Below are 17982 nucleotides of genomic sequence, written 5' to 3'. Positions count from 1 at the left end.
ATTCAAATATGAACCTTACGACTCTGCATTGATTTGCTGCACCCATGCTTGAAGCCGTTGGTCTGTTAACTCAGACTCATTGTCTTCATCGATTGCGAGACCGCAAAACTTACCATCAATCACACTTTTCGAATCATCATAGGTATAGCCTTCTGTAGGTACTTTACCAATTAATTTAGCTCCAGATTGAAGGAATGCTGTATACAGTTCTTCCATAGCATCACAGAAGAAATCTGAATAGCCAGAAGAGTCTCCCAAACCGACAATAGCTACAGATTTCCCAGCAAAATCTTTGTCTGGGATTTCTTGAACCAAGTCGTCCCAAGCTGTTCCAGAGCGTGCCTCGTCAGCACCAGTATTCCATGTCGGAACACAGCAAATCAACGACTCAGCAGAGACCAACTCATCAATTGAGTCAATGTTGTCGACATCCTTCGCTTCCGTTCCGGGGAGAAGCTCTTTCAGTCGATCAGCGACGTCTTCAGTTTTACCAGTTGACGTTGCAAAGAAGATTGTGAAAGCCATGCAATTCGAATCACCCCACAATCTTCTCAGAAGTTTTGCCAGCCAGTTTGAAGCTTGTTTCAGATCCAAGTGCTATCAGATACAACCAAGCAAATCATTGACCTTGATGTATCTGGCAAATGTTAGTCTCAAGCGTTTCTGAACAAATCAAACTTTCTCTATACTCTGAAAGTGCTTGATCAAAACCTGACTCTCGGATGCGTTTGAGCCAACGCAAACGAACGAAATCATCACGTTCCATGTGATCAATGAATTCTTCTAAAATCTGAGATCCAACAAGCATGATAGAAATAACCTAGTTGTTCAAATTTAAAAAATCGTTCTTATGGTGAGCAAACAAATGATCGTTGATCGTTGATCGAAATGTGATACACATCCTCTCAAACGGATCCAAATCCAAAGAAAAGCCCAGCCTTTAAGGCTAGGCATATCTAATAAACCTCTCCAATGTTGCCGATTCACCAACGACAAATTGGATTTAAATGAGGCTGTCGATCCCGTCCAAGGAAGACCCTTTTATTATGCCCATCCCCGACAACTAATTATGAACATTGCATGCGTGTCGTGGTGTCAAATGTAGCTCAAGAGGCGCACCATTTACCATGATCGGAATACTGAAAAATGCAAACACAAAAACGAGGCCAACACTTTGTGCAGACCTCAAATAAGACAAGAGTTTGTATTCAATAGATTTGGTTCGCTGAGAGCCTATGGGATAAACATCGAAAGAGCAACTCCTCCAGTAAATGTTTTTGAGCTGATTGAGGATCAAGATAATGTTTGATCTTTGCCAATGAATCCTGTATTGCCAGACATCGATTGCGATGTAGACATATCTCTGCCGTAAGCCGCTCTTTGAGGCGCGGATGCTGACAGCGTTGAATGGAACGACTGGCTGACTGCATGCGCTGCCATATCCACTCAGCTTCTTTGCAGAGATCTCCTAGAACTCCGAATGTATTCACATTCACGGCGTTCAAAATTGCAGGGGTGAAGAGTTGATGAGGTCAGGAGACAGTCGCATCGTGACATCACCAGGTGCCATAGCAACCAAATCAGCTTGGCGCCACTTCGAAAGAAGGCGCGTTGTGGTGACGCGTGTTGCTCCAATCAGCTCACCAAAGCGATCGTGGGTGAGACGAAAGGGAAGCTGGTAGGTATCGCTGCAACGGAGACCAAGTCGGTTCACCAACAGCGCCAAAAGAGCATGAAGGCGCTGCTCTGCTTGACCGAGATGACGCACACGCAGGAGCTGCAAGGTCCATTCATTCACGGCATCGATACCCATTTCGTCCGTGGAGACTGAATCACGACGAAACTTCAATGCCGTTAAGGCTTCGACGCAGGCACCTTCGCTGCACATGCGGTCGGTGCGGAGCCTGTCGCCAGACTGCAAAAACGCCAAAGTCATTCCCTCGGTCTCTTCGCAAGGGCAATACACCCGACAGACGCCTTCCAAGACTTCAAGAACAGTGGCCTGATCTCGGCCAGCAGGATCCAACAAGACCGTCTGCAGCCTTGGCATTGACAAGGGTGCCGCCGGATCGTCCGGAAGGAAGCGGTAAGCGGAGGTCGTCACGAACTAACGCGAATGAGAATTACTCGCAAGAGTACAGAGACCTTGTCGATATTGCAAGTCATTCTCAATAAGGGGCTCGGATTGAGATCTTTTCTCAATACGCTCCTCGCGGACCCGATCCGCATGGAGCAGCAATGAGCGGAGCAGCTGCGCATCCCCCTGAATCCGAAGCATTGGCGTGAGGTCTGGTCTGTGCACCAACTACAACGCGATCTTTGACAGGAGGTGAATCGGTTTCAACGGTGGGACGTCGTTATTGAGCGATTCCTCTGTATTTCCTTGTCATCACCGCTCAGAACACAAAGGTGGTTTTAATCAAGCCGCCCAGTTGTTGAAACGTTGAGCCATTGGGTGTGAGCTCACCCATGGGTCGTGAGAGATAGAACAGCGCAGGGGTGACCCTGATGCTGTCGGTCACCTGGAACTCATACCACCACTCCCAGATGAACTGACCATCGGCAGGGACATCACCTCCACGAAGATCCGTCGCGAAGACAGGCTGGCCCACAGCCATGCCGGCGTTGTTCCCCTCCATCAAGACGTCATTCCACTCCAGCCCCACCGTCCAGGACTGACTCGTACTCACCTGGCCTTTGCGCTGGGTTTCGGATTGATTGATGCCCCAGCCCAGCGACAGCGAAGGAAGCCAGCCGCTCTGCAGCGGTTGCCAGAAACCACCAAGGGCATAGGCATGGGTCACACCCCCGGCACTGACGTGATCCTTGACGAAGGGTGTGGCGTAAACGATCAGGTCTTGAGCGTTCTGAACCTTGGAATAGAGCGCAGCCACACCCCAGTTATCACCCTCCCAACCCAGCTGCAGCGTGCCGCTGCCCCCTGCCTTGTCGGTGGCGAAACCGCCAGTTCGAGTGTTGCTCGATGCACCATTAGCAGCCACGTAATTGGCCGACGCACGGGCTCCGCTTTCCGGGGCCCAACTGATGCCCACACCCGCACCTTTGTTTTTGTTGTAGGCCCCCGGAGCTCCATTCACCGTGAGCACATCGAGAATCGGATCACTGGGATAGACGCTCGGCCAGACCGCAAGCATGTCTTCCTGGCCAACAATCGGGCCCGTTGTGATGGTGATGTCATCACCCAACGGGAAGGAATAAAACAGTTTGTCAATCGCCACCAGATGGGGGCGATCACCCTCCTGAAATGCTGTTTCCAGCGTTGCCAGACCCGACGGCCCACCACTGCCGAAGACGTTGTCGTCGCCGTCGAAATTGCCGCCACGCAAAACCGTGGTCAACAAATCCTTTCCGCTGAAAGAGGTCGCCAACCCCAGCTGAAGGTCGTAATTGAAGGTCGTTCCGCCGAATTTCTTGGTGCTCTCGGAACGAAGCCGTGAGGCGGATCCCTTGAAGCGGTTGGCTCCAAACACCCAGGTGGCTTGGCCTTTCAGCTTGGTGGTGGTGGAGAACTGAGTTGCTTCCAGTTCGCCAACACGGGCCTCGAGGCCGTCAACGCGACCCTTGAGGATGGCCAGCTCGGTTTCGAATTCCTTGAGCAGGCGACGCAGCTCGTCGGTCACTTCAGTGATCCGGTCGAGGCAAGCGTTCAAAAGGGCAGCCGCTTCGTAGCGGGTCATCGCCCGGTTGCCACGGAAGGTGCCGTTGGGGTAGCCGGCCACGCAGCCGACCTGCTCCACCAGGTTCGCCAGAGCCTGATAGGCCCAGTCGGTGGGGTAGACGTCGGAGAATTGGGTGACGCTGGTCACCTGATCAAGGCTGTCGCCACCGGAAGTAACCGCGTAATCAGAAACACCGTTGATGTTCAGCTCGGCGGCATTTGCTGCTGGGCTGTTAACAACAGCCAAAGGGGCCAGAAGGCCAAGGGCGGCAGGAGCCACCAGCAGTTGCTGGAGAAGCTTCATGGATAGGAAGAGACAAAAAAACCCCAGATGTGATCTCTGGGGTCAAACGTTGGAAGAGGAGTGCTTCCGATCAGTCGATCAGGGCCACCCAGGCAAAGGCCATGCCGATCCCCATCCAGATCCCGGCACCCAGCCGCTGGCCTTGGGAGCCAAGACGTTCCAGCAACCCTTTGGACCATGCCGCCACCAGCAGAAGCAACGCTCCCTGCCCTAACAGCAGGCCAAGGAAATACGTCAGTAGAGGCGTGGCTTCAGCCCCAACGATCGTGCTGCCCAGTAGAAAGCCATGGAGGGCGATCAACGGGCACAACCAGAACGGTGACAGCACGGTGAGGGCAATCAATCCCTCCGCAACAAGGCTGAGAGACACCAAAGCTTCTGCCCAAGGCGCAATCGCATCAGGCAGCGGAATGAACTGCGAAAGCACACTGCCACCGAGGCCAAGGGCCAGAAGCGGTACCACCCAGGCCAGAGGGCGTTTCAGCCCGATCAAGGCGATCGCCAACAGGAACAACAGATGGTCAGGACCCAGCAGCGGGTGCCCGATGCCACTGATCAAGCCCTGCCAAGCAGTCAGTGCAGAGCTGTCACCCATGCCGAAAGGATGGTGTGCAAACGCCGGACTGGCGATCAAGACAACTGCTGTAAGTGACGTGGCAGCAATCTGAAATGGCCTACGAAAGGCCAAGGGCAAAAAATTCAAAGTCGATCCTCGTCGGTGTTGTCCTGGCGGGCGTTCTGACTGACGTCGGCAGAGCCGGCGTTTCACAGCTGCGGGACAGCGACGGATTTACACCGCTCTTTCCCCGTTTCCATCAGCGGCTGATCCCCGCTGATACCAGCATTTCAGTATAGGAGTGAGATTCATGCTTAATACAAAAATCCCCTGACCGGTGACCCAGCCAGGGGATGCAATGGAGATGATCGTGCTCAGCTTTGCGAAGAGCTGAGCGTCAAGACCTTCAGGACCAGCCTTTTACCGACTGGGATTCGACATAAGCAGCAACATCAGCAATCTCAGCTGCGCTCAGATTTGGGCCAAAAGCAGGCATACCGTTTTTGCCATTGGTCACCTGATAGGCGATGGCCTCTTCATGCCCCTCGTTGTAGTTGGCGAGATAAGCCTTGAGGTCATCCTGTTGGAGGGTGCGCTGACCATTGACGACGTTGCCGCCACCGATATGGCAAGCCGCGCAATTTGCGGAGAACACTTGCTCACCGTGGGCAGCATCTGCAGCCAATACCACGGATGGTGCAATCAATGCGATCAAAGCGGACAAAGCCAACGAAAGAAAGTGACGCATGGATGAGTGTTTTGACTCAAGCACCTTGATGCAGAGGCCTCACCAGGGCCCAAGAAAAACACCGTTCTTCATGTTTTGTTCGTAGAGATACACAGGTAGACGCTGCAAAATGGCGAATGTGTCATGGGGCTCTTAAGCCATTGAGAGCACTCCTGATTGGCCTATTGGCAGTGTTTGTGGTGATTCTTCCTGGGCACCCGGCCTCAGCCTGTGTGGAGGGCTTGGCCTGGGGAATGCCTCTGGAGCAGGTGGATGCTCATTTGGGTCAGGCGAAACCCATCGGAGATCGTCCCCAGGAAAGATTTGAGGTTCAAGATGTGATGCTTGATCGGCTGCCTGTCTCCCGCGTCACGTTTGAGTTGAGCCAGTCCCAGGGCTTGCAATGGCTCGCCTACGAATTCGCGATCGATGACATGACGGAAGTGCTGGCCGGATTGCGGGCCCGCCATGGTCCGCCGCTCAGCACGAGTGTTGAAGAAGCGGACCACAACGATCAGATTTGGGTCTGGAACACAGGGGAAGACCTGATCACAGCTGTCAAACGGAAGGCCAATGAAGAGCAGAAATTCCTGCTCTCCTATCGCCCAAGTCGCCTGCATCCGCAGACGCTCTAAAGAACTCCTTACTGGACCACCTCTGCCGCATGAAAATTCCAGGAGTCACCGTCCTCGAGCCATAACTCCCAAGCCAATCGTCGGCCACGTTTCAGGCGAAGCTGACCACCAAAGCCAGCCGGGGAGGGCTGATACAACTCGGTGATGTCATCGACAGGATGACCATCCCGAGTGAACACCTCCTCCACCGCCTCTCCAAGCCGGGCCGTCAAGTCGCACCGCAGCTCATCAATCGTCACGATTGCTGGCTCGAAAAATCGAGCACCAGATCGCCGACGTCATCGCGACTGATCTGAAACCCGAACCCATCAACAGTTCCTGACCACAAGCCTGCATCGAGATCAGCCTCGTGCCCCTGCAGCTGCTCCACCTTGTGATCGAAGAGGAGGCCGAAGCAATGGGCGGCGACCTGGGCGGCCTGGGACGCATCCATCTCATCGAGTTCATGGGCCTCCACCGGACACCCGTCGAGCAGTTCGGCATCGATCACGTTGCCGGAACCGACATCCTCAACAAGAGCTCGCAATCCAGCCAGGTCGTTCATTGCAGCCGCCGTTGAACCAACACATCGCCCACCATCATCCCTGGGCCAAAGCGGTGGTGAGGGCCGTGTCCACACTCAATGTGCGCGATCCCAAATGCACCGGCTGCGCAATCACGGCTTGAGCCAACTCCAATTCGAAGGGAACAAAACCACCCTCGGGACCCACCATCACAACGGCATCCCCAGCAGGCGTGTCGCGTAGAGCCAGGGAGGCCCCCATCTGTGCGATCCAGCAAGGCCGCCCTGCACAAAGGTGCTTCAGCTGGTCTTCCACAAAAGGGCGAAAGCGCCTGTGCTGATGCACCTGTGGAACCACGGTGTCGCTCGCGCGTTCCATCCCGGCCAGCAACGCGTCATGAACCTTGTCCGGTGCGAGTAAAGGCGACTGCCAATAGCTCTTTTCCACACGGGCGCTGTGGATCAGATGAAGATTGGCCACCCCGTACTCCGCCACGGTGCGGAACAGACGGCGCAGCACCTTGGGCCTCGGCAACGACAGAACAACGTCGAACCGGTGTCGCGGCGGCGGTGGCTGACTCAATTCAACGCGTAACACCACTGAATCCGCATCGATCGCGCAGATGCGTCCGTGACCCAAATGGCCATTGAGCTCACCAACCCGAACGCTGTCGCCTACCGCAGCCCGCAGCACCGCACGAATGTGATCAGCCCGGCGATCAACAAGACGAACATGCTGTTCATCCCGCCAATCAGAACGATCTAAGACAACGATGTTCATATCTGAGGCAATTCATATGAGCCACAGGCAGCTCCTGTTTAGGACGCCATGCCAAGCAGAGGGGCAACCGAACTGATGCTGACGGTGTTTACACCAAGGCAACAGTTGGAATCAGTCAGGAACTGCAGAACAATTCTGGTATGCAACAACCAACATCAAACTTCAGCAACAACAATCTCACACAACTTCTCAGCCAAAGACTAGATCTTTGGGATCAACAAGATGCCGCACAACGGGATGGAGCATTCCATCGGGCGTTATCTCTGGAACAACAGATCCGGCAAATCAGCGATGAGATCCACAAAGCAATAGCACTTCAGCAGTGTTCAAACACCCCGGGGATCAACTCCTGCTGGCGACGCGCCTGATAGTCGGCATCGGCAGCGCGCAACTCTGCCGCATCCTCCTGGAACCAACAGCCATAAAGCAGGTTCAGGATCCGATCGACATCCAGATCTCGATCAGCCACGTCCTGCCAGAGGCGCTGGCTTAACTCAACATCAGCGAACTGAAATTGGGCCTGAGCCAGACGTCGGGCTGCGTCGAAATGAGCCTGCTGAAGCTGACGTGACGGCGAGTCGTACTGGAGCAGGCGTCCCTGAATTGTCTGAAGCAAACCCATGCCACAAACCTGACTGCACTCAATTTGAATCCGCAGCTGCCCTTCGACAATGGGTTGTCATGCTGATTTTCATTAACAGACCTAGGGTCAATTCAGACGCCTCGCTGCCATGACCTCCAACCGCCAGAGGCAACTCGCAGCAGCCCTGCTGATTCTTGGAGCCGTAGCGGCAATCCTTCTCCCCTTCATTTCAGCGACGCTGCTGACACTGGCCTTAGGAGGCATCGCCTTTTCGGCAGGCGTGAGTCAGCTCCTGCGGCTGGGGCAAGGCAATGCTCCGGGGAAGCTCTTCCGCGTGTTCTCGGCTCTTCTCTATATCTTTGGGGCGATTTTCATCTTGATCGACCCGATCGAAGGAGAGATCAGCCTGACCCTGTTCGCGGGCGTGGTTGTGCTGTTTGAGGGAATCATGGAGCTCGCTGCGGGCGCAACGTCGAAAGGCCCGATGGCTGGACTGGTGCTCCTCGATGGTCTGCTCTCCGCAGGCATCGGTCTGTTGTTAGTGCTCGAGTGGCCTAGTGACAGTGTCTGGGCCCTGGGAACACTGTTCGGCATCACCCTGCTGTCCTCAGCATTCAAGCTTCTGCAACAGCCTGGCGGGGAAGTCGCTTAACCAGGCAAATCCCCAACCAGACCCTGGGGCAATCAGGGAACGTTGTAGAAAGCAGAAAAAACCACAACCCATGGATCTTGCTCCGTGGATCTAGTTCTTTCAATGGGATAAACAGCTATAACTTGTGAGCAAAAAAGAAGCTTCTCGTCGCTTATTGATGACAAATCAAGCCTGAAGTTTTCCCATTATCGCAAACAAAAACACCGCAAGAACGTGTGATCAGCAGACATCAAATCCCAACAGAATCGTGTCTTGCAAGGCTGCGTGATTGAGGCTCGGGCGCTGCAGTTGCAGGGCGGGAAGAATCTCCAATAACAGATTGTTAGCGCGGCGTGATTCAGTGCACACGCCGACGCGATCTCCCACGGAACGGGCGAGGCGGATCTGATCAATCACCAGCTGCAGCTGGAACACCTGCTGATCCAGGCTCTTGGATTGGGCTTGGGCGCTCCCCATCAGGCTGCAGCCCAGCAGCACTGCCAACCACCAGCCCTGTGATCGCATCGGCACACAACTCCACGCCAGGCACCCCCCTCAACCTCCCATGCCGCCTCCCCCCGGAGTGAGCATGCGAATGGCCTCGCCAGCCTCGAGCTCCAGCTGAACAGAACCGGGTAGGGGATGCTCCGCCCCGTCACAGTCCAGGCGCAGATTCACACCACAAGCTCCGCTTGACCCACCGTTGAGCCCGAACGGAGGCACCTGCCGGGATCCACTGATCAACGACACACACATCGGTTCAAGGAAACGGATCGTGCGCTCCAGGCCGTCGCCCCCAGGCCAACGGCCGTTCCCACCACTGCCGCAGCGCACAGCGAAGGATTCCAGCCGCACGGGATAACGGCTTTCCAGCACTTCGGGATCCGTCAGCCTTGAGTTGGTCATGTGCGATTGCAGGCCCACGGAGCCGGCAAAGCCATCCCCAGCTCCACCGCCACCGGCCACCGTTTCGTAGTACTGACAGCGCCCATTGCCGAAGCTGAAATTGTTCATCGTTCCCTGGCCGGCCGCCTGGACACCAAAGGCACCGAACAACAGATTGCAAAGGACCTGAGACACCTCCACATTGCCGGCCACCACAGCTGCTGGGTAACCCGGATTCAACAGACAGCCCGGTGGCACCACCAGATCGAGTGGAGCGAAACAGCCCTCGTTCAAGGGGATGTCGTTGTCGAGGAGGCAACGGATCACGTACAGCACGGCCGCGCGCGTCACCGCCAAGGGGGCATTGAAGTTTCCCGGCCGTTGGGGCGATGTTCCGGTGAAATCCAACCGCAGCCGTTGGCGTTGCCGATCAAGGCTGACCTCCACCACCAGGCATGAGCCGTCATCCATCACAAGCTGTTGACGGGCGCCCGTCAGGCGCGACAACAGGTACTGAACACTGCTAGCTGCATCCCTCTGCAGAAGAGTCATCTGCCGTTGCACCACGACCTCCCCCTCCCGCTCCACGAGATGTTGCAGCGCCGCAATTCCGGCCTGATTGGCCGCCACCTGCGCCTGCAGGTCGGCCAGCAGTTCTGATGGGTTGCGTGGCGGCGTTGCCATTCCGCTCCACGCCGTTTCCAAATCAGCGTCGAGGACCCGGCCCTCGCGAACAAACAGCAGGTTGCGCAGCAGCAGGCCCTCATCAGCCATGGTGCGGCTGAAGGACGGCATCGACCCGGGGGCAATTCCGCCCACATCGGCGTGATGGCCACGACTGGCCACAAAGAAGCTGGGCTGATCCCCATTGCAGAACACCGGCGATATGGCGGTGATATCGGGCAGGTGGGTGCCGCCGTGGAAGGGGTCGTTGCTGAGCAGCGTGTCGCCCGGCTGCAGCGGTGCAACATCGCCAGCGGATACCTGAGCCAGCAGGTCACGCACGCTGTCTCCCATCGATCCCAGATGCACCGGGATGTGGGGGGCATTGGCCACCAGGGCACCCGAGGCATCGAACAACGCACAGGAGAAATCCAGGCGCTCGCGAATGTTCACCGATCGGCTGCTCTGCCGCAGTTGTTCCCCCATCTGTTCGGCGATCGCCATGAAGCGGTGGCGAAACAGTTCCGCCTGAAGCGGGTCGTCCGCATCACCCTCCGCCAGCGATGGCGAACCGGCCTGAGGCTGCCGGCGCTCCAACAACAATGTGTCCCCCAGCGCCACCCTTGCCTGCCAGCCCTCCTCCAGAACCGTGCATCCGGTGGATTCGGCGATCAGAGCTGGGCCTGAGATCCTTTGATCCAGCACCAAGGCGCTGCGCTCGTACAGGGGAACCTGGGTCCAGCCGCTCTGCTCGAGGTACATCGGCACCAGCTGGAAACCCGCCAGTTCTGACGTTCGTTCGGCAATCCCATTCGGCCCATTCGGTGCTGTCGCATCGAACTGTTGCGGCGCTGTGACCTCAACATTGAGCTGTTCGACGATCAGAGCCTGATCGGCATCGATGCAGTAGCCGAAGCGCAATTGATGGCTCGTCTGAAAGGCCGAGACCAGGTCGTCAACAACTTGATCCGGAGACCAGGTGAGCACCAACGTCTGTTCTGCAGTGGGATAACGCAAGGCAAGGTTGACCCAGGCCTCCGGCGCCTCAGCGTCGGGCTCTGCACCATCACCCTGACGACGCAGCACCTCCTGCGCCTCATGGGTCAGCATCTCGACCTGATGAGGCATCTCAGCCAACAGGGCGGAGGACAGCGGAGCGCCGAGATGCACTTGTCGCCGGCAGCGCTGGCGGGCCTGCCCCATCCCAAAGGCGGAGAGAACACCGGCCATGGGGTGCAACAGCACCGTGTTGAGTCCGAGTTCATCCGCCAGACGACAGGCATGCTGACCACCGGCACCGCCGTAGGCCACCAACACCCCGCCACGGATGTCCTCACCCCGATGCAGCGAAACGCGGCGAATGGCTGCGGCCATGGTTTCCACCGCCAGTTGCAACGCGCCCGCCGCTAGCCGCTCCGAGGTCTGCCCCAGCGTTGCAGCAAGATCTGCGAACGCACGCCGCACCACCTCAACATCCGGGGGCAAATCAGCGCAAGCGCCGAACACCGCCGGGAAGCACGCCACCTGCAGACGCCCCAGCAGCAGGTTGGCGTCAGTGATGGTGAGCGGTCCCCCAGCGCGGTAGCAAGCGGGACCCGGTCGAGCCCCCGCGGAGCGGGGACCCACCCGCAGGCGCTCCCCCTGCAGCTCCAGCACCGATCCGCCTCCGGCAGCCACCGTTTCAATCGGCAAGCGGGGGGCCAGCAACTGCAAGCCGGCGATCTCGGTCTGCTCCTTGACCTGCCGCAGCGCCTGCGCATCAGCGGAGGCCACGCAGAACACATCCGTCGACGTCCCCCCCATGTCGAAGCCCAGCACCGGCACCCCTTCAAAACCAGCCAGCCGCGCCGCCGCGATCGCGCCCACCATCCCGGCCGCCGGCCCCGAAAGGATGGTGTCTTTGGCCTGCAAGGTGACCGGAGTCTGCAACGCTCCGCTGGAGGTCATCACCCGCAGTGGCGTGGCAGATCCCAGCGCCCCTCGCACTTGCTGCAGGTAGCCATCCAGCACCGGATGCACGGCCCCCTCCACCAACGCCGTCTGCCCCCGCGGCACCAGGCGGGGCATCACGCTCACCTGATGGGAGCAGACCACGGTGCGAAAGCCAACCTCCCGCAGCATTGCCGCACAACGCTGCTCATGGGCTGGATTGCGCTGGGAATGCAGCAACGCCACCACGGCGACGTCAAGACCGGACCGGCGCTGCTCCTCCAGGCGCCGCAGCAGCGGCTGATCCAGCACCAAGGGCTCCACCTCATCACCCCATGCATCGAGTCGACCGGCCACCTCCAGCACCGTCTCCGCCAAAAAGGGACGCTTTGGCTGCTCAAGAGCGAACAGGTCGTCGCGATGTTGATCGCCAATCCACAGCTGATCCCTCAGGCCTGCATTTGTGAGCAAAAGCAATGGCGCACCACAGCCCTCCAGCAGCGCATTAGTGGCGACAGTGGTGCCGAGGCGCACTTCATCGACGTCACCTAGATCCACACCAGACGAGGCCGAATCCAGCATCGCGACCATGGCTGACACCGCAGGGTCACCAGAACCCGCCTGCTCAGACAGCACCTTGCGCACATGCAGCCTCCCCTCTGGATCGCGACCAATCAGATCGGTGAAGGTGCCGCCACGATCAATCCAGAAGCACCAACCCATCGCAAGGCCCTGGCCAACATCGTTCCAGCCTGCAGGGCAGGCCGATCAACAAACCGTATCGGCAGCACCCGATTGGTGGCCTGAGCTGGGAACGTTGAAAGGCACATGCCGCTCGAACGCTTGGACAAGCTCGCCACCGCCTGGGCGATCTTTCAGGGGTTGCTGTTGGAAGCCATTCCGTTCCTGCTGCTCGGCGTCGCCATCGCGGGGCTGGCCAGATGGGCTGTGCCGCCGGGCGCATGGATCGACAGGCTCCCGAAGAACCCAGTGCTGGCACCGATCATCGGCGCCTTGATGGGATTTGCACTGCCGGCCTGCGAATGCGGCAATGTCCCGGTCGCACGACGTCTACTGGCCAGCGGCGCACCGATGGGCACCGCGTTTGGCTTTCTGTTTGCTGCGCCGGTACTCAATCCCATCGTCCTGGCCAGCACCTGGGCGGCCTTTCCCGATCAGCCCTGGCTTCTGGTGGCCCGACCATTGGGGGCTTTTCTGCTGGCGATCCTGCTGAGTCTCTTGCTGGTGCAATTGCCCGAGACACAGCTGCTGGCAACAGCGCTTCTGGAGGAACGCCGCATGAGCCAGCCCCTGAGCAACGTGGGGCTGCTGCAGCGCAGCAGTGGCCTGATTGGAGCTTCACCCACCACAACACGTCCAGCCACCAACCAACGGATCAAGGGCTGGCAGGTGTTGGATCAAAGCTGCCGCGAGTTTCTCGATCTCCTGGCTCTGCTGGTGCTGGGGTGTGTGATCGCAGCTTTGGTGCAGACCTGGCTGCCGCGCAGTTGGCTCTTGGCCGTTGGGGGCGCACCGACGGCGTCGATCCTGGCCTTGATGCTGCTGGCCGTCGTGGTGTCGGTCTGCTCCAGCGTGGATGCCTTTCTCGCCCTCGGATTTGCAGCTCAGATCACGCCAGGAGCCCTTCTGGCGTTTCTGTTGCTGGGCCCCGTCGTTGATCTCAAACTGGCGGGACTGTTCACGGTGCTGATGCGCCCACGGGCCATCGTGATCACTGCGATCAGTGCGAGTCTTGGGGTGCTGCTGATCGGTCAGTGGATCAACCTGTGGCAGCTGTGAGGGGCTGGTCGTGCTGAAGAGCGGATCCCTGATGGTGCTCTGGGGCCTCACACTTCTGTGGAGTTTCCACAGTGGCCGCCTCGACCTGCTGCTGCGGGGGGTCTTTCACAGCCTGGTGGCGGTCACCGGCCTGTTGTTACTGATGGTGGGCGTGGCCCTTTTGCTGCAAAAGGGTGGCCGCCGGGAACGGTGGCGATGGCCCTGGCTGCTCAGCGGCTTAATGGGCGTGCTGGTTTTGATTGTGCCGCCGACGCCCTCCTTCAGTGACCTGGCCAGCAACCGCCCCCAGGGCCTTCCAGATCCACCGGAATTGGCGTTTGTGCTGCCGCCGGAACAACGCAACCTCACGGAATGGGTGCGTTACCTGCGCAGCCAGCCAGACCCCGATCTTGTCGCTGACAACCCTGTGCGAATCAGCGGATTTGTCTGGAGGCAGCCGGAGGGTCCACCGCTGATCGCGAGGCTCACCGTTCGCTGTTGCCTTGCCGACGCCACACCCGCTGGCCTGGCAGTGGAGTGGCCTGAGTGGTTCACACCAAAAACCAACCAGTGGTTAGCCATAAGCGGGACGATGACAGTGCAAAGCCGGAAGGATCGGCGCATCGCTGTCGTCGTTCCATCAAGCATCACACCGATTGAGAGGCCCGAGCGGCCCCTGGAGCCATGAAGCAGCGGTTGTTGATGCTCATGCTGATGGCCTGCGCTGCGGTCGTAGCGCAGCAACAATTGCTGCTGCGCCGAACTCCGCGACTGCTGCACCTCAAGCCCCAGCAGGTGCAGAGCGGCACCGCGGCACTGGATTTGCAGTTCAGTCGACCGATGAATCGGACCAGCGTCAGCGACGCCACCCGACTGGAACCGAACGTGGCCCATCAGTGGCTGGGGGAGACAACACCCCTGCGGATGGTGATCGATGCAGATGTCGTGCTCAAGGCCCCGATCGAACTGTCCCTCTCCGGCCAAGACCAACGCGAGCTGCTGCTCGACCGGCAGCAATGGTGGTGGGATCCGAGACCCTGGCTGATCGCGACGCGGCCGGTGCCAGGCGGCGAGCAGGTTCAACTGCAGACGCGATCAGGAGGCTGGATTCCCATCAGTCGGGTCTGGCCTGCCATCCCAAGCGTCGTGCCCTTAGGCAACGGCCGAGGCATCGCACTGGTGGGGCGTGATCAGAACGGCACCGAACAGGTGTGGTGGGACCAACTGACTCCCCGCAGTACCGCCATCAGCCTGGCGGCCTTAGGGCCACCGACTGTGAGCAGCACGCAGCCACTCTTAAAGGGGGAAGTGCTCTTCGCTCATCTCAGCAGCAACCTCAACGGCGATCTTCTGGTGCAAAGCGGAGGATTCCGTCCTGGGAGCGATCAAGCCCTGCTGGTGCAGGCCAATGGCAAACGGAAGCATTTGGCCTTGAAACCATCTGGGCCAATGCAGTTGCTTCCCGCCGGGGGGGGCGTCGTGATGCCCACCTATGACGGCCTGACGCTTCGAGCACTGGAAACAACGAAGCAAAAGCCTCAGATCCTGCCTGGAAGCAGGGAACTGGGTGCCTTCTGCGGCGCATCCGGACGGGCTGTGCTGATCCGACATTGGCCGGATTACAGACGCTCGATCGAGCTGGTGATTCCTGGAACAGCACCGAAACAGCTTCACCTTGGCGATCAGGCCGTACTTGGGGTGGCCTGTGACAACCGCGGCGAAAGGGTCTGGGCGGTTCTTGGTCGCTGGGAACAGCAACGTGGGAATCACGAACTGGTGCTGATCAGTGAGGAGGGGGAGGTGACACAACGCAGAGCCCTGGAGCCATGGACGCTCAAGGCGGGCAGCCCCATCCAATGGAATCCAGTGACGAACCAGCTATTGATGACGTTGACGCAAGCGAACCAAACCCATGCCCGTGCTGGCCTGATCGATGGCGATAGCTTGAAGTTCATCAAGGTGATAAACATACCCATCGTTGAAGCCCAGTGGCTGCATGCGGGCTGAGCGACGAAAACTGTGCAAAAAAAAGGAGGGCAAAGCGGCCCTCCTGATCAAACAAAGTTCAACCGATTGTTGAGACTTAGAAGGCGAACGTCACGCCAGTACCGACATGGTGCTGCCAACCTTCACCCCAGCCCGGTGCATCTTCCCAGCTGTAGGTCTGCTGCCAGTGCAGGAACAGCGTGGCATCACCAATGGGAACCGAAAGTTCGATTTCACCAGCCAAATCTGTACGTGGATCCAATCCTGCGTAGCTGCCAGGTACATAGAAACGTGGACCAGCTTCAATCATCAATGAGATTTCATCACCACCGAATGTGAAGCCCAGGCCCACACGAGGATCGGTGTAGTTGCCCACATACATGCCATCGGATTCCCAACCCTGACGGTGATCGACTGACAGGTAAACACCATTCACCAGATCTTCGATGCCATCGCCAAGGGCAAAGTTCACATCTCCATCACCCAGAGCCCAGATCGCCTTGGCTCCGAGCTCATTTTTCAAGCCCTGAATGTCCTCACCCTGGTCTTTGGTGACGTAATAGGGGTTCCAGGAGAGCTCAAAACTTAAGCGGTCATTGGGTGCATAACGGGCCTGCAGAAAGCCTCTGATATCGGTTCGCTTGAAGTCGGTATCGTGCTCATGACCGTGATCATCATGGTCATGATCATCATGATCGTCGTGGTCATCATGATCGTCATGATCGTCATGGTCGTCATGGTCGTCATGGTCGTCATGATCATGGCCTTCGTGATCATCATGATCATCGTGGTCGTCATGATCATGGTCTTCGTGGTCATCATGATCGTCGTGGTCATCATGATCATCATCGTGATCATGGACATGCACTTTTCCGTAAAAGTGTTCAGCCTCTCCCCAAACTAGAGCAGGGCCAACGGCAGCTTCGATCGCGAAAGAGCCGCCATTACCGAGGCCCCACTCAAAAACTCCACCAAACATGCCATCAATGGCGTAATGCTTGGGTTCACCATCAAGGTTGATATCAAAACCACCATGACCCTCGATGGTGATGATGGGCGTGAAGTCAAACTCACCAGCTTCAAGAGCCTCTCCGCCACCACCATGGGAGCCGTGGGCGAAAGCCGCAGAACCCGCCGTAAACGGAAGGGCTAGCAAGCCGAGAAGCAGAAGCTTTGAACGGAAATGAGATGACATTGGGAGACGATCCTCGTCGGAAGGGTTGAAAACTTGGCGGGCGTTCTGACTTGCTCTTTGGGTGAGCTTTACAGCTGCGGGACAGTGACGGATTTTCGCCGCTCTTTCCCCGTTTCCTTCAGCGGCTGTTCCCCACTGAAACCAAGATTGAAGGTTGGTCAAGTTACATCACTGGAAATCGATGGATGTCCATCGATTTCGATAGCCGGTCAACGGATCGCAGACCAGCTTTTGACCAAACGCGCAGCCTCAACCTGATCACACTGACCACCCTGGCCATTCACCATCGTGCAGATGTTGTTCACCGCGGTGGAAACAGCAGTCTCACCTGAAGCAACACCTTCTCCATTCAAAAGTGTTGAACTGATTGGAACACCACTGCGCTTGCTGATGCGCTTGAGGGTTTTTGTTGCATCCCACGATGGCTTGAAAATCACCAGTACATCGGAGGCTTTGATCTCTTTGGTGATTGCATTAAGACTCGACGGCCTCAGCACACCTCCGGTGGTGTGACTATCCAACATTGCAATCTCACGGAAGCCAAAACGATCCGCCATGTGGGAATACGTTCTGTGATCGGTGACGATGACGCGACGGCTTTCGGGAAGATCGGCGAACTGAGCGGCCCCCCATGAATTGAGGCCATCAAATACAACCACCGCTTGGCTGGTTCGGCGTGACACACCGTCATGGGTTTCAGCCGGCAGGGCCTTCTTCAATTCGCTGGAGATCGCACGGATCATGCCGGCTGAAGCTTGGGGGTCGTGCCACACATGAGGGTCAGAGCCGCTGTATCCAGGCAAAGCGACCTCCCCCACAGCAACAACCGGCCCCGAAGAAGAAATCTTTCGAACGGATGGAGTGAGGTTGAACCCGTTGTGAACAACCAGAGCGGCTCCAGCCAGCGTCTGACGATCACTCGGCTTCATCTGATAGGCGTGCGGGTTGCCACCAGGTGGAATCAGACAAGTCACCCGCGCCGCGTCACCGACGAGAGTCGTTGTGAGATCACACAGCGTTCCGTCAACGGCGACGATGTTGACCTGGGAAGCGTTGGCAGAACCTTGGGTCAGCCCCAGGATGAAAAGAGCAGACAGTGCGCTTTTTGTGCACCATGCTGAAACTCGCATCATCATCAGTGAGAATG

19 protein-coding genes and 2 riboswitches are annotated in these 17982 nt (G+C 57.7%); of the genes, 5 read left to right on the top strand and 14 right to left on the bottom strand.

Translation table 11 applies throughout. The features are described from left to right. Positions 1-15: 15 nt before the first annotated feature. From fldA to NCN06_RS01140, 6 genes are all read right to left on the bottom strand, one after another. Positions 16-525 (bottom strand): flavodoxin FldA, encoded by a 510-nt coding sequence (gene fldA / locus NCN06_RS01165; protein ID WP_115025444.1) that lies wholly within the window; start codon positions 523-525, stop codon positions 16-18. Between the two features lie 94 nt (positions 526-619). Then, positions 620-808 (bottom strand): hypothetical protein, encoded by a 189-nt coding sequence (locus NCN06_RS01160; protein WP_226426148.1) that lies wholly within the window; start codon positions 806-808, stop codon positions 620-622. Positions 809-1501: 693 nt separating this feature from the next. After that, the gene (locus NCN06_RS01155; RefSeq protein WP_166017346.1) at positions 1502-2050 is read right to left on the bottom strand and encodes a Crp/Fnr family transcriptional regulator; all 549 of its coding nucleotides are present in this window, start codon (positions 2048-2050) and stop codon (positions 1502-1504) included. Positions 2051-2396: 346 nt separating this feature from the next. Next, positions 2397-3983, bottom strand: coding sequence for an iron uptake porin (locus NCN06_RS01150; RefSeq protein ID WP_250398555.1), 1587 nt, complete (start codon positions 3981-3983; stop codon positions 2397-2399). A 70-nt stretch (positions 3984-4053) separates the two neighbouring features. Continuing rightward, entirely contained in the window at positions 4054-4578 is a 525-nt protein-coding gene (locus tag NCN06_RS01145) for a HupE/UreJ family protein (protein ID WP_255613910.1), read from the bottom strand. 116 nt (positions 4579-4694) lie between these two features. Then, a riboswitch (cobalamin riboswitch) is annotated at positions 4695-4841 on the bottom strand. 104 nt (positions 4842-4945) lie between these two features. Beyond that, positions 4946-5287, bottom strand: a complete 342-nt coding sequence (locus NCN06_RS01140) for a c-type cytochrome (protein ID WP_250398553.1) — start codon at positions 5285-5287, stop codon at positions 4946-4948. A 140-nt stretch (positions 5288-5427) separates the two neighbouring features. On the opposite strand from NCN06_RS01140, the gene NCN06_RS01135 reads away from it, so the two are divergent. After that, positions 5428-5901, top strand: a complete 474-nt coding sequence (locus tag NCN06_RS01135; RefSeq protein ID WP_250398552.1) for a hypothetical protein — start codon at positions 5428-5430, stop codon at positions 5899-5901. Between the two features lie 8 nt (positions 5902-5909). On the opposite strand, the gene NCN06_RS01130 is transcribed toward NCN06_RS01135, so the two are convergent. From NCN06_RS01130 to NCN06_RS01115, 4 genes are all read right to left on the bottom strand, one after another. Continuing rightward, positions 5910-6140 carry a hypothetical protein gene (locus NCN06_RS01130; protein WP_226407564.1) on the bottom strand — a complete coding sequence of 77 codons (231 nt, stop codon included), beginning with the start codon at positions 6138-6140 and terminating at the stop codon, positions 5910-5912. Beyond that, positions 6137-6445 (bottom strand): hypothetical protein, encoded by a 309-nt coding sequence (locus NCN06_RS01125; protein ID WP_250398551.1) that lies wholly within the window; start codon positions 6443-6445, stop codon positions 6137-6139. Before NCN06_RS01125 ends, NCN06_RS01130 begins: the two co-directional genes overlap by 4 nt. A gap of 34 nt (positions 6446-6479) precedes the next feature. Then, on the bottom strand, positions 6480-7184 hold the full coding sequence (locus NCN06_RS01120; protein ID WP_250398550.1) for a 16S rRNA (uracil(1498)-N(3))-methyltransferase: 705 nt from the start codon (positions 7182-7184) through the stop codon (positions 6480-6482). 316 nt (positions 7185-7500) lie between these two features. After that, positions 7501-7806, bottom strand: coding sequence for a hypothetical protein (locus NCN06_RS01115; protein ID WP_250398549.1), 306 nt, complete (start codon positions 7804-7806; stop codon positions 7501-7503). 109 nt (positions 7807-7915) lie between these two features. Here NCN06_RS01115 and NCN06_RS01110 point away from each other — a divergent pair, with 109 nt between their 5' ends. Continuing rightward, positions 7916-8419 carry an HdeD family acid-resistance protein gene (locus tag NCN06_RS01110; protein WP_250398548.1) on the top strand — a complete coding sequence of 168 codons (504 nt, stop codon included), beginning with the start codon at positions 7916-7918 and terminating at the stop codon, positions 8417-8419. Between the two features lie 219 nt (positions 8420-8638). Here the strand turns inward: NCN06_RS01110 and NCN06_RS01105 are convergent, their stop codons facing one another. Both NCN06_RS01105 and NCN06_RS01100 read right to left on the bottom strand, forming a co-directional pair. Continuing rightward, positions 8639-8923 (bottom strand): hypothetical protein, encoded by a 285-nt coding sequence (locus NCN06_RS01105; RefSeq protein ID WP_250398668.1) that lies wholly within the window; start codon positions 8921-8923, stop codon positions 8639-8641. A 30-nt stretch (positions 8924-8953) separates the two neighbouring features. Continuing rightward, positions 8954-12598 (bottom strand): hydantoinase B/oxoprolinase family protein, encoded by a 3645-nt coding sequence (locus NCN06_RS01100; RefSeq protein WP_250398547.1) that lies wholly within the window; start codon positions 12596-12598, stop codon positions 8954-8956. Positions 12599-12703: 105 nt separating this feature from the next. Between NCN06_RS01100 and NCN06_RS01095 the strand changes: the two genes are divergently transcribed. From NCN06_RS01095 to NCN06_RS01085, 3 genes are read left to right on the top strand one after another with little or no spacing between them, the layout of a single operon-like run. Next, positions 12704-13675 carry a permease gene (locus tag NCN06_RS01095; RefSeq protein ID WP_502988818.1) on the top strand — a complete coding sequence of 324 codons (972 nt, stop codon included), beginning with the start codon at positions 12704-12706 and terminating at the stop codon, positions 13673-13675. Positions 13676-13706: 31 nt separating this feature from the next. Then, complete coding sequence (locus tag NCN06_RS01090) at positions 13707-14342, top strand: TIGR03943 family putative permease subunit (RefSeq protein WP_502988823.1); 636 nt, start codon at positions 13707-13709, stop codon at positions 14340-14342. Then, positions 14339-15661 (top strand): hypothetical protein, encoded by a 1323-nt coding sequence (locus NCN06_RS01085; RefSeq protein WP_250398546.1) that lies wholly within the window; start codon positions 14339-14341, stop codon positions 15659-15661. Before NCN06_RS01090 ends, NCN06_RS01085 begins: the two co-directional genes overlap by 4 nt. A gap of 76 nt (positions 15662-15737) precedes the next feature. Here the strand turns inward: NCN06_RS01085 and NCN06_RS01080 are convergent, their stop codons facing one another. Together NCN06_RS01080 and NCN06_RS01075 are read right to left on the bottom strand one after the other, a co-directional pair. Next, positions 15738-16835 (bottom strand): hypothetical protein, encoded by a 1098-nt coding sequence (locus NCN06_RS01080; RefSeq protein WP_250398545.1) that lies wholly within the window; start codon positions 16833-16835, stop codon positions 15738-15740. Positions 16836-16853: 18 nt separating this feature from the next. Continuing rightward, positions 16854-16996: riboswitch (cobalamin riboswitch) on the bottom strand. Between the two features lie 48 nt (positions 16997-17044). Further along, a complete protein-coding gene (locus NCN06_RS01075) occupies positions 17045-17965 on the bottom strand; it encodes a metal ABC transporter substrate-binding protein (protein WP_226398050.1) in 921 nt (306 codons plus the stop codon). Positions 17966-17982 lie beyond the last annotated feature (17 nt).

The organism is Synechococcus sp. MU1648 (assembly GCF_023630615.1).
Classification (GTDB): domain Bacteria; phylum Cyanobacteriota; class Cyanobacteriia; order PCC-6307; family Cyanobiaceae; genus Parasynechococcus.
Note: the sequence above shows the minus strand (reverse complement) of the source record. Positions and strands in the feature narration are given on the sequence as shown.

Bases quoted from the DNA above. Each gene is read 5' to 3' on its own strand.
- NCN06_RS01090 (WP_502988823.1), top strand. From the start codon at position 13,707: ATGGTGCTCTGGGGCCTCACACTTCTGTGGAGTTTCCACAGTGGCCGC.
- fldA (WP_115025444.1), bottom strand. From the start codon at position 525: ATGGCTTTCACAATCTTCTTTGCAACGTCAACTGGTAAAACTGAAGAC.
- NCN06_RS01145 (WP_255613910.1), bottom strand. From the start codon at position 4,578: ATGGGTGACAGCTCTGCACTGACTGCTTGGCAGGGCTTGATCAGTGGC.
- NCN06_RS01110 (WP_250398548.1), top strand. From the start codon at position 7,916: ATGACCTCCAACCGCCAGAGGCAACTCGCAGCAGCCCTGCTGATTCTT.
- NCN06_RS01085 (WP_250398546.1), top strand. From the start codon at position 14,339: ATGAAGCAGCGGTTGTTGATGCTCATGCTGATGGCCTGCGCTGCGGTC.
- NCN06_RS01075 (WP_226398050.1), bottom strand. From the start codon at position 17,965: ATGCGAGTTTCAGCATGGTGCACAAAAAGCGCACTGTCTGCTCTTTTC.
- NCN06_RS01120 (WP_250398550.1), bottom strand. From the start codon at position 7,184: ATGAACATCGTTGTCTTAGATCGTTCTGATTGGCGGGATGAACAGCAT.
- NCN06_RS01115 (WP_250398549.1), bottom strand. From the start codon at position 7,806: ATGGGTTTGCTTCAGACAATTCAGGGACGCCTGCTCCAGTACGACTCG.
- NCN06_RS01140 (WP_250398553.1), bottom strand. From the start codon at position 5,287: ATGCGTCACTTTCTTTCGTTGGCTTTGTCCGCTTTGATCGCATTGATT.
- NCN06_RS01100 (WP_250398547.1), bottom strand. From the start codon at position 12,598: ATGGGTTGGTGCTTCTGGATTGATCGTGGCGGCACCTTCACCGATCTG.
- NCN06_RS01080 (WP_250398545.1), bottom strand. From the start codon at position 16,835: ATGTCATCTCATTTCCGTTCAAAGCTTCTGCTTCTCGGCTTGCTAGCC.
- NCN06_RS01105 (WP_250398668.1), bottom strand. From the start codon at position 8,923: ATGCGATCACAGGGCTGGTGGTTGGCAGTGCTGCTGGGCTGCAGCCTG.
- NCN06_RS01150 (WP_250398555.1), bottom strand. From the start codon at position 3,983: ATGAAGCTTCTCCAGCAACTGCTGGTGGCTCCTGCCGCCCTTGGCCTT.
- NCN06_RS01160 (WP_226426148.1), bottom strand. From the start codon at position 808: ATGCTTGTTGGATCTCAGATTTTAGAAGAATTCATTGATCACATGGAA.
- NCN06_RS01125 (WP_250398551.1), bottom strand. From the start codon at position 6,445: ATGAACGACCTGGCTGGATTGCGAGCTCTTGTTGAGGATGTCGGTTCC.
- NCN06_RS01095 (WP_502988818.1), top strand. From the start codon at position 12,704: ATGCCGCTCGAACGCTTGGACAAGCTCGCCACCGCCTGGGCGATCTTT.
- NCN06_RS01155 (WP_166017346.1), bottom strand. From the start codon at position 2,050: ATGCCAAGGCTGCAGACGGTCTTGTTGGATCCTGCTGGCCGAGATCAG.